Raw genomic sequence first — 15,157 nt, forward strand, 5'->3', positions numbered from 1 at the left:
ACAACTTTCTTAGACGTTAGGGCAAGGAACCGGTGCCCAGTCGCCCAAGTCAGGGTTTTTGCACATGCTGTTGACCTGCGTGGTACCGGCGCTGGCAACCTGCTTGCTTTCAGCTTGCTTGGCCTGGGCAGTCTGGATGGTTTTCTCGGTGCTCACCGCCTCTTTCGGCACGCTAGGCAGCGCGGCCTTTTTCGCCGGCTTGACCGCTTTTTTGCCTTTGGATGGCGTTGCGGCGGTGGCCACGGTGACCACGTCAGCGCGTTGCACACCTACTTGTTGCAGGTCCTGCTCGTAAGCCTGGGTGTAGTTGTTCAGGTCTTCACTGGCCTTGCCGTTGACCGCGACAATCAGGTCGTTGGACTCTTTCAGGCCGGAAACGATTTCCGCCAGGCGCTTGCGGCCTTCGGTGTCGTTGACGGTCTTGGCCTTGCGGTCAGCCACCAGCTTGGTGAACGCACTCTGGTAGCACTGCTGGGACGCCTTGGCGTACGCAGTGCTGCGGTCGATATCCGAGGCACTTTTGTTGAAATCGGTGGCGTAGGAGGCAATGCGCTGGTTGTCATCGCTGATCTGCTTCTGGCGCTCGGTGTAGTAACCCGCTGCACCGCCAGCCAGGGCGCCGCCCGCGGCACCGATAGCAGCGTTGCGGCCACGGTTATCGGAATCGCCGGTCAAGGCGCCCAACAGTGCGCCACCCGCAGCGCCAAGGGCCGCACCGGTCACAACTGACTTGGTCATGTTCGAATCGGTGGCGCGCAAGTGCTGCACCGGCTCGTAGCAGTTGGGGTAGTACTCGACCTTGGTGGTCGAGGCGACCTTGGAGGCCGGGGAAGTGGCACATCCAGTCAGCACAGTGCTGAAGCCAGCAGCGATCAGCAGCAGGTGACGCTTGGAAACCGAAGCAGAAGCTTTACGAGAGAAAAGCATAGTTGTGTACTCTTTTAAGTTTGACCAGCCCAGCACGGCCCATCGCCGCCTGAGTCCCTTCCAAGCTCGCTGTACAACCAACGGTCAAGACCGCTGACCGCTCGCTGCGAGCAATTCCTTCAATATCGCCGCCGGGTCGGCACGCTGTTGTTTGCGATAATGACCGACATGACGAACGAATAATGTTGCACGCCTCACCAAGCTCTTACCCAGCACTGGCTTGCGATCCAACTCCTCCTTGATCCGCTGAAACTGCGCCTGAATCACTGCATCGGTGTAGCGCGTGCCGGTGGCCAGGTTGTCGATATAGATCGCCACTGCGCCGTCCAGTGCACTGCGCCCATTCCGGATGGCCGTGGCAAACAGCTGCGCGCTGGCTTCGTCCTTGGCGTCCACAGCTTGCTGGCGACTCGTCTGCAGGTTGGTCAGGCGGATGTTGTAGTTGTTGATGGTCTCGGCCACCAGGGCCGAGGACTGAATCAAGTTGCCGGCGGCTTCCTCGCGTTGCTGGGCGATCAGCGAGACGTTGCGCTTAAGCTCTTCGTTGACCAGGCCCAGTTCGGCCTGCAGGCGCGGGTCGACGCTGGCAGCGATGATGCTGTCCAGGCGTTTGGTCGGATCCTGGGAGTCATCGATGGCATCGGTCAGCGAAGCTAGCCGACCTTCTTTCTGCCACTGGGCAAACAGCTCCTTGTAACGCGAACGGGGCGCCGACAGCGCGCCAATTGCCACACGAAAACCGGTAGTCTCGTTGCTTTGCTCGGTACCATCGGCGGCGAACAACGGATACTCGCGGCGCATGCCGGTGAACAACGTACCCTCACCTTCCAGGTAGTTGCCGCCCTTGACCACAAAGCCGCCGTAGGTACCCTGACGACGTCCGGCGTGGACCAGCTGGAAAGACTCCTGAACCATCTCGGCGGCGTTGCCGATCACATCGAACAAACCAATCGGGTTGGGCAACTTGGTGCCAATGGGCATCAGCCGCGCCGCCTGGCCGGTACCGCCGGCGACCTGATTGAACACCGCCCAGCCTGCCAGCGGGCCGTCGCTTTCACTGCTTTCGACACGCCTGGGGAACAACCGACCTTCAAGGTCCTGACGACTGACCGCTTGACCGCCGCGAGCCGCGAACTCCCACTCTACTTCGGTCGGCAAACGCACAAAGCCCAGGCCGCCGTCGTCCGCCGATGCACCACGGCCGCTGACCGGCAGCAGATCGCGGTGATACTTCATCAGCCAGGCGCTGTACACCGCCGAGAAACGCTCGGCCTCAAAACGCGACAACTTGACCTTGGGCAAACGCCCAGCCATGCCGCTGGGTGCATCGCAGCCCGGGGGCGGTTCGCCGCTGGCCAGGGATTGCGCCTGGGACATAACCTGGGCGTATTGGCGGGCGGTAACTTCGTATTTGCCGATGAAGTACAGCATCGGCTTGAGCGGGGTCTTGGCATCGGTCTTGGGCATCAGCGGTGCGATGACCTTGTTCCACTCCTTGGGCAGGTCCTTGACGGTAAACTGGCCATTGATAAAGTCACGGCGATAGCCGGAAATGAACGATTGCTGATAGCCCGCCTCGCCTTCGCTGAACGGGTAGCCAAGGCTGATCTCACGGTCATCCAGGGTGCCCTGGGCCAGGATGTAGACGTAACGAAACACCATGCTGCCTTCGCAAGGCAGTGGCAGGCTGACGTCATCCGCCAACGGTTTTGGATTGTCCAGTTTGTCGCTGGCGTCGTCTGCCCAGGCTACCGAGGCCAGGCTCAGCGCCACGGCGGCGCTCAATAACTTAAACATCTCGGATTCCTTCAGAAGCCTGGATACGCGCTACTCGCCAACCGCCACAGGCAGCCGCCACAGCGCTGACGCCAAGGACAGCCGCCAGGGCCAGGCCGTAATGACGCGCCAGCAGGTGGCTGGCGTATTCGCCCGGTACCTGCACGAATAAGTGGTTCAGGCTCGACTCGGCCAGGCCGTACAGCGCCATGCTGATCACGGTCGCAAAACCGGCGCTGTAAAGTGCCTGCAACATGACAAACAGCAATAACCCGACGGTGGAAAAACCCAACAACCGCAGCACCGACAATTCCCGACGCTTGCGTGCCACTGCCGCCAACGCCCCCGCGAAGGTCGCGGCAAACGCGCCCGCCAGGGCCAACCCGACGATAATCCAGAACACGATCGACAGGTTGCGACTCAACGACTGCACCTGGGCAATGGTCTGCGCCTGGGTCGACACCAACAGGTGCTGCTGCCCGGCGAAATACGCTCGTAGTGGCTCCACATCCGTGAGACGTCGGGCATACAGGCGAAACGCCGGGTACACCCGTTGTTCGCTGGCGCCAACCGCATCACCGTCCCAACCCAATGCCGGCACAGCCCGGCCATCGCGGTAATCTTCCGCCGCTTCCAGCAACCCCAAGGTGGCGAACAGACCATCGCGGGCGAAGGCTTCCATCGGCAGTATCGCCAGCACCTGAACCCGAGTGCGCCGAGCCTCGACCCGCCCCGCCACCTGGCGGCCGAAACTCGCCTCCAGCCAGTCCCCCGCCTTCGCTCCCAGCTTCTCGGCAGCGGTATGGCTCAAGACAATCTGATCCAACCCCTGGGGCACGGGCAGATCCGCCAGCAGCGGATCGTTGGCCGCGGTCGGCAGCATCTCCAGCGTCACCGCGCCCAACTGCGCTGTCGCAGCGATCTGCCGTGTGCGCGGCAAGGCAAACGCCACATCACTACGCTGAGCGAGCTGCTCGATAAATGCATGGCTGAATCGACCACCGCCCAGCGGGATAATTTCCCGAGTAGCTGGATCGCTTTCTAAACGTTCGGTCAAGCTGCTAACCAGTCCAAATTTCAAACCAAATAACACCAGCAACGGCGCGATCACGGCCACCAACGCCAGCACCGAACAGGCCGACAGCCAGGCATCGTTACGATAATCCTGCCAGGCCAGGGAAGCCACCAGCGCGCCGCGCATCAGCAAACCTCCCCAAGGGTGGCTGTGACGCCGCCGTCGGCGTCACGTCGGCAACTGATGCGCCGCACCGACAAACCGCTGGCCCGGGCCAACGGTTCGTCATGGGTGGCGATCACGCAACAGGCCGCGTTTTCCCGGGCCTGGGTCAATAACGCTTGCATCACCCGCCCGGCACTCAACGGATCGAGGGCAGCGGTGGGCTCATCGGCCAACAACAGCTGCGGCCCATGGGCCAACGCCCGCGCGCAGCTCACCCGCTGGCGTTGGCCGACGGACAAAGTTACTGGTTTCTTGGCCAATTGATCGACGATCTCCAACTGCTCAGCCAAGCGCGCCACGCTGCCGTCATCCTTCATACCCAGCAATTGCCGAGACAAGGCAATGTTGCTGCGCACATCCAGAAAACCCAGCAACCCGCCGGTTTGCAGCACATAGCCCAAGTATCGGCTGCGCAAATCCGCCAGGGCACTCTGTTGGTCGGTACGCCACAGGCCAGCGATGTCGACGTTGTTGAAGTCGAACAGCTCCACCTGATCCGGCGCCAAGACCAGCGCCAGTAGATCGAGCAATGTGCTTTTGCCACAGCCACTGGGACCCACAATCGCCAGTTGCTCACCGACCTGGAGGCGCAACGCCGGAATCACCAGGCTATAGCGCTGGCCACCGACGCCCCGGCTCTTGTGCACCGCGCTCAGGTTCAGCATTACGGTAACGTCGACAGCGGCACGCGGTACAGCGCATCGCCCGGTTCGGCATCGCCGAAACGGACCCAGTTGGCCACATCGTTGTGGAAAGTTTCATAGAGGCGGATTTTCGAATCCAACTCGTCGATAAAGTCTTCCTGTTCAGCCACGCTCAAGGACAACCACAAATCCGAGGTCATGTTCAGCGATTTACTGCGATACGGCAGGCCTTCCAGGTATTCGCCGAGAATGCCACCGTCGGCCAGGTTGCCGCCCTTACGCAAGGCCGATGGGTCGCGGCTCATATAAGCCGAGGCGCTGGCGATTTCCTGGAAGAAATCCTTCGGTGAAGTCTGGGTCTTGCGCGCAGCATCGACGATCAATTTCAGCGATTGTTGCAAATCGTTGAGCTGCAACTTGGTCAGCATCACACACACCTGGAACGCGGGCAGCGCCGGGTTGGTCAGGTCGCGGTCGGCGGTCCAGGCGCTGACCAATTGCGGTGCCTGGCTCGCGGTTTTGTGGCCGAGGAAATCCATGTGCATGGCGTAGCCGACGGCCGCCGATTTGTCTGCCAGGCTTGGAGCGGCCCCCAGCAGCGGCACTGGCTGTGGCGTGTTGCTGCGCACCTGATGCACGAGGTTGGCGAACACGCTACCGATTTCGTCGACCCGCTCGCCCAACTTGCGCACATCGCCACCTGGCACCGGCGTATAAAGATCGCCGATCTGCGGGTTGGCGTCGGCGGTCAACACGCGGTACTGGCTTTCGGCACCGGCGTGGGTTTTTTTGCCGGCGTCGGTGCGCAAGTGCAGGGCATAGATCTTGATCTGCTTGCCCAGTGCCGCCTGGCGCACTTCAGCTTCATTCATCTGGGTGCTGGCGAACGGGTCGTTCTTGCGCAGGGCGCCGGCGTCGGTCACCAGCAGAATCAGGCGTCCGCCGTAGCCGGACCAATCCATGCCTTCAACCGCCTGCATCACTCCGGCAAACGCATCTTCGTTGAACGAGTGACTGGAGACCGTGGAGGCCTTGACCTGCCGCGCCATGTCGAGGAAGCGTTGCGGCTCGCGCCCCTGGTCGAGGGTGATCAGGGTTTTGGCCACGTATTCCAGGCCCGGGGTTTTCTTGATACTGCTGCGAAAGCCCACCAGGCCGAAACTCACGCTGTCCAACTCGCCCCGCTCGGCGATGCGGGTTTGCAACTCGTGCACCACGTCGCGCACCTGGTCGATGTACGGCTGCATCGACACTGTGGTGTCCACCACCAATACCACGGCGGTGCGGAAGGCATCGGCGTTGGCGCTGATCACTGGCGTCGTCGCCTGGGCGACGGTGTACGGCGTGGTGCCAGGGTCGATGGAAGCAACGTTGAGCAACTGCACCGGCTGGCCGTTTTCGTCAAAGCTTTCTTGGGAATCGAAGATCGGCAACAGGTAGAACTGGTTTTGCGGCACGGCGCTGGCGGCAGGTTCCAGGGCCAGCACTTGCTGATTGTCTTCGCTGTTTTTCTGCACGTTGAGCAACAGACTTTTCGCGGCGGCGGGGTCAGCCAAGAGCCTTTCCACTTCACCGGACTCGCGCAGGAACATCACCGGCGCCCGGCCCGAGCGCTCGGTGAACTTGAGCACCAGGCTCTGCTTCCAGTCGCTGACCTGTGAGGCAGGCAACCAGCCGTCGCTGCGCCCGTCGGTGGCGGCACCAATTCGTAGCCACGGGCTGCCGTCGACGTTCTTGCGTTGGTAAACGTAGAGCACGGAAAACGCGGGCAAGGCCTCACCCGCCGTACCACCGGCTTCGTTGTAAAGCTTGGCGCCGGGCTTGCTGAGGATCCGCTGGAACAAAGTCTTCTTGCCCGCCATCAGCAACGGACGCTGGCCGCCATCCACGTCGGCAACCACTGGCTGGGCCACGGCAGGCGGCGTGTTGACGGGAGGCACCTTGGGTGCTGACGCGGCGAGCGGTGTGGCAGGTGCGTCGCCGCTCAACCACCAATAACTCGCACCGCCGATGACCAAGGCGACCGCCACGGCAACGGCCGCCAGCGCCAGCACCGGCCCACGGCGTTGCTCGGAGCCGCCATGATGTTGCGTCTGTGTCACCACCGGCTGACGCAGCGGTTGCGGCTGGGGCTTGTCCGTCGGTATGTCGATGGAGACCGGTGTCAATCCGGCCAAATCAACGCTGACCGGAATCGGCAACGGCAACGGCCGAATCAATGTGGCTTCCAGCGAATTCGCCGGCAGGTGATCCAACGCTTGCAGCAGTGCCGCCGCATCCGGGAAACGTTCCGCCGGGTCCTTGGCCAACAACTTGCGCAACACCTCCTGGTAGCGGCCATGGTGCAGCGGCAGTTCCGGCAACGGTTCAGTAAGGTGCGCCAACGCGGTGGAAAGCGCGTCAGTCCCGCTGTACGGCAGCTTGCCGACCAGTATTTCGTAAAGCACTACGCCCAACGCGTAGAGGTCGGCACGGCCATCGATTTCCTGGCCCCGCGCTTGTTCCGGGCTCATGTAGCTCGGTGTGCCCACGGCAAAGCCGGCCTGGGTGAACTGGGTGCGGTCGTCCAGGGACTTGGCGATGCCGAAGTCCGATAACACCGCGGTGCCGTCGGCGCGAAAAAGGATGTTGGCCGGTTTGACGTCACGGTGCACCAGCCCCAGGGCATGGGCATAGCCCAGCGCCGAGGCGATCTGGCGAATGTAGACCACCCCCTGCTCCGGTGTCAGGCCAGCGGCGATGCGCTCCTTGAGGGTGCCGTTAGGCAGGTACTCCATGGCCATGTAATACAGCTCACCGACGTTACCGATGTCATGGATGGTCACAGTGTGCGGATGAGACAGCCGCGCCAGGGTCTTGCCCTCGCGCAGGAAGCGCTCACAGAAACTGGGGTCAGCGGCCAGCGCCGCGGCCATGACTTTCAAAGCCACCTTGCGCTCCAGGGAACGCTGGGTCGCCAGGTAAACGTTGGCCATGGCACCTTCGCCGATCTCACCCTCGATGTCATAACCGGGAATGACTATCAGGGAAGCATGGGTCATGGCGACACCTTCACGACGATGGCTGTGATGTTGTCCGGCGCACCGCGATTAAGCCCCAGGTGTACCAGGCTGCGGACGATTTCATCAGGCTCGTCATGACTGAGCACTTCGTGGATCTCATGGTCCTCGACGGTCTTGTTCAGGCCATCGCTGCACAGCAGGTAGCTGTCGCCGGGGGCGATCAGCAGGTCGACCATCGACAATTCCAGCTGCGCTTCCACACCAATGGCGCGGGTGACGATATTGGCCCGTGGATGCACACGCGCATCGGCTTCGCTGAGCAGGCCGCTGTCTTGCAGGTCCTGTACGTAGCTGTGGTCGCGGGAAATGCTTTCCAACAAACCATCGCGCAGACGATACAGGCGACTGTCCCCCGCCCATAAGCACACGCCGCGCAGGCCACGGGCGGCCAACAGGACCACCGTGCTGCCCATCATGGTCACGCCACGGTTGGCGGTCTCTTCGCGTACCGCGCCGTTGACCCGGATCAGGTCAGAGCGCAGGGCCGCGCTGTATTCATCCAGGGAGCGACCCACGGGAAGGTTACGCAGGCTGTCGACGATCAGGCTGCTGACGTAGTCGCCCGCCGCATGCCCGCCCATGCCGTCGGCCACTGCCCACAGGCCGTTTTCCGGCAGCTCCAGGCAGGCGTCTTCGTTGACCTGGCGGACCATGCCGACATGGCTCTTGCTTGCGGATTTAAAGGTGACGCCTTGGGTGAAACGCATCTACACAACACCTTCTTGTCCGAGCAAAAATTGCGCAAAATCGCCGGCGGCAGGCAGGCCCTGACACCGCAATAAACCAGGAGAAATCCGTTGCGAACCGCGGCCCCACCACAGGCTTGCGCCTTCGCAGGCCTGTTCCGCCAGCACTTTCATGCGCGCTTTCGGATCGATGGCGGTAAAGCATTGCAAGCTGTCGAAACGACTGCCCAGAGTCCGTGGCTGGCCTTCTGGTACGCCAAGGGCTTGGAGACCGTCGCCAAAACCTTCGAAGCTGGCGCCGGCATCCAGGGTGCCCAACAGCAATTCTTCCACCTGTTCAAACCAGGCGTCCGGACCGCCGATGACCGAGGCCGGATCGGTGTCGTGATCCAGCAGCGCGGCGACGGTCAGCGGGAAATAACGCCCGACCCGATCGATACTCGGCATCACCACACCTGCCACGGCATCCGGCCCGCACACGCCCGGTGCCAGCACAAAGCGCCATAGCGGACTGACCAGATACACGTTCAACCACTCGGCACCGAGGCTGCTTTGACTGGCAAGCAAGCCCGACGCCAGCCAACTGTCCCAAGGCCCGATAAAACTTTGCGGCAGACCGCGACTGACAAAGTCCCCGCGATCGGCCAACTTGCCGTAGAACCCAGGCGTCGTCATAACCGCTCCGGCAGGCTGAAACCGCTGAGCACACGGCTCTTGAACGGGTTGAAAGCGCTATTGGCTCGCAGCTCATAGGAGATGCTCGCGCCATCGACCCGCAGTCGCAGGTTGAAGCGGTCCGGCGAGTTGCCGGCCGTCAAGTCCGACTGCGCCAGCAGGCGGAACCAGGCCCATGGCCCGTCCAGGGTCACGCCAGAGCGCCCGCTGGCCGCTGGCGGCATGATGGACATCCGCACCACACCGATGCTGCCTGGGTTGGGCCACTGCATCGCCACTGGGCGACTCGGGCCGTGGTCGTAGCTCAGTTGCTGGCCGTCCAGATCCAGCAGGAACTGAGTGATGGTCGTATCCATCGCCACCGGCTTGAGTTCAAAGCGCACCACTGGTTGGGTACCCCCGGCGCGGAAAAACGCATCACGAATGGTCGCCGCGCGCTGGAAGGTATTCAGCACGCCCGGGGCAATACCCAGCTTCTGTGCCGCCCCCGGCTGCCAGCGCCAGGTTTGCGCCGAGGTGTCGACGTAAGGCTGCAGGTATTTGCGGAAGTAGTTGTCCATCACCCCGCCCACGCCGAAGAACTGACCGAAGTCATCCAGGGTCGCGTCCCGTGCACTGCCGGGAGACATGGGGTAACGCCCAGCCAGAGACTGGCGGTAGACGTTCACCACTTCACTGACCCAGGCCGCGTTCAGTTGATTGCGCACTCCACCCATCATGCTGTTGGTGGTGGAGTTGACCACCGACTTGACCAAACCCTGCACCAGCGGTGGCTGGCGCTCGGCATTCAAGCTGACACGGGTTGCCGCAGCAGCCGCCTGGTTCTTGGCTTCACCCAGCAAGGCGTCGCCACTGGCACCCACCATGGCGCTGACCTGTACATACAGCGCATTCATGTCCGCCAGCAGCCCATCGATGGCCGCTGGCTCACCTTCGTTCTTGGCAATGATGCTGTTGAGTTCGGCAAAATGCTCGGTCACCGGATCATCGCTGGCAGCCGGCGCACTGGAGCTGGGTTGTGGCTCCTGGCCGAGCAGGTTGCCCAGGCGCTCCTTGAGCTTGTCGACGCCGCCCTCCACCGGCTCGCCCTTGGCGGCCAGCAGGCGTTCTTCCTGTTGCAGGTCGGTTTCCCTGGCCACTGCTACCAGCAGCTTTTTCAACGGCGACGAGGGTCCGGAGATCACCCGCAGCACATCGGCCGCCTGGGCCACGCTGGTGATCGGCACAAAGTCTATATCCGCCAACAGGGCATCCCACTGGCGCTGATAGTCCTGGAAGTACAGGCGACGCACGTCGGCGGCGAGGCTCACGACGTTCTGTTGATCGGCCTGCTCATGGCCCAGCACCCATTGCTCTTCGGCCAGGGTGCCGGTCTGGTTCAGGCTGCTGAGCAGGAAGGCCTGGCGATAGCCCTTGGCAGTAAAGAACCCGCTCAACGGCTCACCCAGCGGCTTGCCACTCTTGCGGCTGAACACCAGTGCGGCGTCGCGGCCAGCAGCCTCGTTGATACGGAAGTCCGGGATACCGTCGGGCAGCTTCTGGCGTTTGACCCGGTCGTACACTCGTTGGGCCACCGGCAATTGTTGCAATTGCCGACGCAGGTCGTCGATCAGCCGCGGATCAAGGCGTGCACTCGGTGGATGGCGTTCGAACAGAGCCTGCAAGTGCCCGATCAATGCTTGGCGCTGGTCGGACGACAAGTCGCGAGGCAAGTTGTGGTCCCAGTCCAGGGTAATCCAGGCCTTGATGAAGTCCGGGTCGTAATGCTCGTTATCGGCGAGCATCAGGTAGCCCTTCAAACCCTCGTAGAGAAAGTCGGAATTACCGCCGCCACGCAGCTGTTCCTCGATGCGTGTCACCAGCCGTGGCGCGAACACTGCGATCAGCAGCTTGCGGTAGACGCTGCCGGACTCGGCTTCGAGCATGTCGCCCTGGTAGAGACCCAGGCCTTCGGCCCAACCCGGGGACTCGCCGGCGAGGTTTTTCACGGCGTTGAGCAGCGGCAACACGGCAAGTACATCCCGTTGCGCCGGGCTAAGGCTTTGTACCGTCTGGCCCAGGGGCGCGACCTTCTGATCCACCTGGGCGATGTAGGCTTGATTGGCGCGATAACTCACCCACCACAAGCTGCTCACCACCAGTACCAGCACCACGGTCGCGGCCAATACACCGCGTGCGACCCACTTGCGCCGACGTTCGACCTTCGGATTGACCCCCACCAGGCCACGCTCGGCGAAGGCCACGGCGGTGAACAGTTTTTCGATGAAATAACTGCGCCCGGTGCCGCTCTGGCGCGCCAGGTGCTGGCGGTCCAGGTTCATGCTCTGGGCCATGGCGCCGATCAGGCGGTCAATCGGGCTACCTTCCTGGGTACCACTGGTAAAATACACGCCGCGTAGCAATACGCGTTCTTCAAAGGCATTGGGCTTGAACACGCCCTCAAGGAAGCTTTGCAGGCAATCCTTCAAGGCGCCGAACTGTTGCGGGAAACCGTAGATCAAGTCGCGTCGTGCAGGGTCGCGCTCCTGTTGCAGCCGTTCCACCAGGCGCTCGTTCAAGCGCTGCTCCAGGCCGGCAAATTCGCTTTGCAGGTGGGCCAACGGGTTGTCGTTGCTTTTGCCCTCGTCCAGGGCAAAGGTCATGCCCCACACCTGGGCCCGATCTTCCTTGCTCAGGTTGTCGAAAAACTCCATGAACCCCGGCACCAGGTCGAGCTTGGTCAGCATCAGGTAGATCGGGAAACGCACGCCCAACTGGGTGTACAGCTCCTGGATGCGCAGGCGAATGGCAGCCGCGTGGGCATCGCGTTCCGCGTCGCTGCCCAGCAACAGGTCCGAAAGGCTGATAGCGATGAACGCGCCGTCAATCGGGCGACGGGAGCGCTGTTTTTTCAGCAGGTCGAGAAAACCCAACCAGGCGGCTTTATCTACCGTGGAGTTGCTGTCCTGGGTCGTATAGCGACCCGCCGTGTCGAGCAACACTGCTTGATCGGTAAACCACCAATCGCAGTTACGCGTCCCGCCCACACCGCGAACGGCACCGGCACCGAGCTGCGCAGCCAACGGAAAATGTAGCCCGGAATTGACTAGCGCGGTGGTTTTGCCCGAACCCGGCGGACCGATGATCACGTACCACGGCAGCTCATAAAGGTTGCGACGCTCGTCACCACCCAGCTTGGCCTTTTTCAGCAAGGCCAGGGCTTCGTCCATACGTTGGCGCAAGGCCGCCAGTTCTTCGGCAGTGGCGACACTGGCCGGATCCGGCGGGGTTTGCGCCGCCAGGCTGCGCATGACTTCGTCGGCCTGGCGGCGAGCCTGGATAATCCGCAGCACCCGATAAACGATCCACACCGCAAATACCAGAATGATCAATGCCCAGCGCCGACCTTCCGGCACCAGCCATTCGAGCAACGGCCCGACAAACCAGATGATCAGGCTCAGGGCGATCAGGCCCAGTACCGGGATCACCCAGCGAATCATGAAACTGAAAAACGCCTTCACTCGACGCCCTCCGCCAATACGGTGATTTCAACCCGGCGATTGCGGGCACGGCCTTCGGCTGTAGCGTTGGTCGCCACCGGCTCGGTGTCGCTGCGGCCCTCGGCACTGAAGCGGTCCGACTGGCCAGTCTTGGCTGCGAGAATCTGCAACACTGACTTGGCCCGCGCTTCGGACAACGCCCAGTTGGACGGGAAACGCAAAGTGGCAATCGGGCGGTTGTCGCTGTGCCCAGTCACCCGAACCTGGCCCTTGACCTTGCGGATGGCATCGGCAATACGCAGCATCAGCGGCTGGAAATCGTCGACGATGCTGGAGCTGGCCGAGGCGAACAGCTCATCGCCACGGATGGTCACCACCGAACGGTCGACGGCATCTTCCACCGCCACCCGTCCGGCCTTGATGTCTTCCACCAGGAAGCCCGCCAGGCGTGGCCGCTCAATGATCTTCGGCTGCACCACCGGCCGGTCGATGGCCTGCACCGGGATCTCACCCAAGGCATGAATATTCTTGAATACCGGTTCGGCATCCGACGCCAGCTTCATCCGCAAGCCCAGCAGCAACGCCAACAACAGCGCCACGCCGATGGCCACGGCAATCCATGGCGGCATGAATTGCGCCAGGCGGTCACGCATCACGGTGACGCCGCGCCAGTGGGGCGACAATTCGCGCTCGTGTTCGCCACGCGCACTGCGGATCGCTGCGGCAGTGCGCTCGCGCAACGCTTCCAACTGGCTGCGACCGTCGTTCATTACCCGGTAACGGCCTTCGAAACCCAGGCACATGCACAGGTACAGCAGCTCCAGCAGGTACAGGCGCTCCCGTGGGCTTTGCAGACAGTGATCCAGCAACTGGAAGACCTTCTCGCCACCCCAGGCTTCGTTGTGCACAGTAATCAACAGGCTTTGCTTGCCCCAGTCACTGGCGCTGCCCCATGGCGTACTCAGCACCGCCTCATCGAGGGCCGTACACAGCGCGTAACGGGCCAGCAGCACTTCGTTGCGGACGATGCCGGCAGCCTCGGCGCGTTCTTCGAACTGGCGCAGATAGGCCAGAAGTTGCGCCCGCAAGGTCGACGGCGCGGGATGGGCAATGGTGTTGCGCAGGCGGGTCAGCAGCGCCAACAGCGGGCCGGCGGCGCTCTCCAATGGGTTCAAGCCGCAAGCCTTGCCCGTCAGGACCGGCGTGGTGGGCATCGAAAGAGGTGCTGCCACGGGCTCCACGCGGTTCGGCTCTGACGCACGGCCCCCTGGGCGCGGCATAAACTGGGTGCGGTCATCATCATTGGGATGCATCGCGGATTATCCTCGGATAGCCCAGAACGCCAGGTTCAACCCCGGGAACTGACCGGCAATGTGAAAGGCAAAACCACCGGAATTGCTCAACTGCTGCCAGTGCTCGCTGCCCCGGTCCAGTTCGTAATAAGTGGAGCCTGCGTGATACGGAATCTGTCGTGGCGCCACCGGCAGCGGCAGCAGGCCGATACCTGGCAATTGCAGATTGACCAGGTCGCGGATGTGTTCCACTGACCCGACTTTGCTCTGTTGGGCGAAACGTCCGCGCAGGGTCTCTCCCGGCACATCGGCGCGTACCACCAGGATGAAACTGGCGGTGTCGATCAGGGTCTTGTCGGCCAGCATCGCCACGTGCACGCCGTAGGCTTTCTCGACAATCGGGATCGGCGTGGCCTTGCTGTCGATCAGCATCGACAGGGCTTCACGCAAGGCCAGCATCACCGGGGCGAAGCTGGCGGCCAGGTCGTCGTGCTGGTACTGCGGGTATTCCTGGGGACGGCGCCCGGAATTGGAGAACGTAGAGAACTCCCCGGCCAGGCTCACCAGTTCGCTGAAAAAGCGCTCGGGGTGCAGCGGGCTCAGTTGACTCAGGTGCTGGATCAGCGGCTGGGCGCGGTTGACCAATTGCAGCAGCATGAAATCGGCAATCTCCGAAGCCCCGCCGGCACCCGAGGCCACTACCCGCCCGCAGAGGGCTTCGCCACGCTGGTGCAGCAGGCCCAGCAGTTCACTGCGAAACGCTGTCAGCGGCTTGCTGGCGCCCACATCCAATACTGGCGGGATGTAGCTGTCGTCGAGTACCAAGGCGCGGTCGGCGCGCTTTTCCTTGATGCGTACCAGGCCGATGGCGGCATAGTCGCTGACGCCGTCCTGGGCCGTCAGCAAACGCAAGGCACGGGAGCCCACGGCTACGGGCGCACGGTTTTCGAAGGGTGCGTTGTCGTCCCGCACTTCCCGCACCTGGCTGACGTAACGTGCCGCACCAAGGGCTTCGTCTTCATCGACAGTGTCGCGGGCTCCGGCGCGCTTGAGGGGCAATGCCAGGTAAATCAGGCCATCACGCAGACTGTCATCGATGTTCAGCGGGCTCGGTGCCAGGTCGTCCTGGGGGATATTGAACGGTGTGCCATCCGGCAACAGGCCACGTGCCGAAACAATGGCCAGCTTGCCCTGAGCCAGCAGGCCCTGGTCGATCAGTAGCTCGGAAAAACCCCAGGCACCGGCAGATAACGGGCGGCTGCGGGCGTCAATCAGATTTTCCAGGTAACGGTCATGCTGCTGGAAGTGCTGCGTTCCGATGAACATGCCTTCCGACCAGACCACTCGATTGTTCCAGGACATGGGGGCTCCGATTG

General features: G+C 62.5%; 10 protein-coding genes. All 10 read right to left on the reverse strand.

Translation table 11 applies throughout. The features are described from left to right. Positions 1-9 precede the first annotated feature (9 nt). Positions 10-927 (reverse strand): type VI secretion system-associated lipoprotein TagQ, encoded by a 918-nt coding sequence (tagQ, locus tag GIR22_RS00315; RefSeq protein WP_154741369.1) that lies wholly within the window; start codon positions 925-927, stop codon positions 10-12. 84 nt (positions 928-1,011) lie between these two features. Continuing rightward, positions 1,012-2,724: a formylglycine-generating enzyme family protein gene (locus GIR22_RS00320; RefSeq protein WP_154741370.1), complete on the reverse strand. Its 1,713-nt coding sequence runs from the start codon at positions 2,722-2,724 to the stop codon at positions 1,012-1,014. Next, positions 2,717-3,904, reverse strand: coding sequence for an ABC transporter permease (locus GIR22_RS00325; protein WP_154741371.1), 1,188 nt, complete (start codon positions 3,902-3,904; stop codon positions 2,717-2,719). Before GIR22_RS00325 ends, GIR22_RS00320 begins: the two co-directional genes overlap by 8 nt. Beyond that, positions 3,904-4,608: an ABC transporter ATP-binding protein gene (locus GIR22_RS00330; protein ID WP_154741372.1), complete on the reverse strand. Its 705-nt coding sequence runs from the start codon at positions 4,606-4,608 to the stop codon at positions 3,904-3,906. The genes GIR22_RS00325 and GIR22_RS00330 overlap by 1 nt, the downstream gene beginning before the upstream one ends. Next, a complete protein-coding gene (locus GIR22_RS00335; protein ID WP_154741373.1) occupies positions 4,608-7,628 on the reverse strand; it encodes a serine/threonine-protein kinase in 3,021 nt (1,006 codons plus the stop codon). Before GIR22_RS00335 ends, GIR22_RS00330 begins: the two co-directional genes overlap by 1 nt. Further along, entirely contained in the window at positions 7,625-8,356 is a 732-nt protein-coding gene (locus GIR22_RS00340; protein ID WP_154741374.1) for a PP2C family protein-serine/threonine phosphatase, read from the reverse strand. The genes GIR22_RS00335 and GIR22_RS00340 overlap by 4 nt, the downstream gene beginning before the upstream one ends. Further along, positions 8,357-9,010, reverse strand: coding sequence for a type VI secretion system-associated protein TagF (gene tagF / locus GIR22_RS00345; protein ID WP_154741375.1), 654 nt, complete (start codon positions 9,008-9,010; stop codon positions 8,357-8,359). After that, a complete protein-coding gene (gene tssM / locus GIR22_RS00350; protein WP_178122001.1) occupies positions 9,007-12,510 on the reverse strand; it encodes a type VI secretion system membrane subunit TssM in 3,504 nt (1,167 codons plus the stop codon). The genes tagF and tssM overlap by 4 nt, the downstream gene beginning before the upstream one ends. Beyond that, positions 12,507-13,802 (reverse strand): DotU family type VI secretion system protein, encoded by a 1,296-nt coding sequence (locus GIR22_RS00355; RefSeq protein ID WP_154741376.1) that lies wholly within the window; start codon positions 13,800-13,802, stop codon positions 12,507-12,509. Before GIR22_RS00355 ends, tssM begins: the two co-directional genes overlap by 4 nt. 6 nt (positions 13,803-13,808) lie before the next feature. Next, positions 13,809-15,143, reverse strand: coding sequence for a type VI secretion system baseplate subunit TssK (gene tssK, locus GIR22_RS00360; protein WP_154741377.1), 1,335 nt, complete (start codon positions 15,141-15,143; stop codon positions 13,809-13,811). Positions 15,144-15,157 lie beyond the last annotated feature (14 nt).

The sequence above is a fragment of the Pseudomonas karstica genome (assembly GCF_009707515.1).
Lineage (GTDB): Bacteria > Pseudomonadota > Gammaproteobacteria > Pseudomonadales > Pseudomonadaceae > Aquipseudomonas > Aquipseudomonas karstica.

Coding starts and splice junctions, on each gene's coding strand:
- GIR22_RS00325 (WP_154741371.1), bottom strand. CDS start 3,904: ATGCGCGGCGCGCTGGTGGCTTCCCTGGCCTGGCAGGATTATCGTAAC.
- tagQ (WP_154741369.1), bottom strand. CDS start 927: ATGCTTTTCTCTCGTAAAGCTTCTGCTTCGGTTTCCAAGCGTCACCTG.
- GIR22_RS00340 (WP_154741374.1), bottom strand. CDS start 8,356: ATGCGTTTCACCCAAGGCGTCACCTTTAAATCCGCAAGCAAGAGCCAT.
- tagF (WP_154741375.1), bottom strand. CDS start 9,010: ATGACGACGCCTGGGTTCTACGGCAAGTTGGCCGATCGCGGGGACTTT.
- tssK (WP_154741377.1), bottom strand. CDS start 15,143: ATGTCCTGGAACAATCGAGTGGTCTGGTCGGAAGGCATGTTCATCGGA.
- GIR22_RS00330 (WP_154741372.1), bottom strand. CDS start 4,608: ATGCTGAACCTGAGCGCGGTGCACAAGAGCCGGGGCGTCGGTGGCCAG.
- GIR22_RS00355 (WP_154741376.1), bottom strand. CDS start 13,802: ATGCATCCCAATGATGATGACCGCACCCAGTTTATGCCGCGCCCAGGG.
- GIR22_RS00335 (WP_154741373.1), bottom strand. CDS start 7,628: ATGACCCATGCTTCCCTGATAGTCATTCCCGGTTATGACATCGAGGGT.
- GIR22_RS00320 (WP_154741370.1), bottom strand. CDS start 2,724: ATGTTTAAGTTATTGAGCGCCGCCGTGGCGCTGAGCCTGGCCTCGGTA.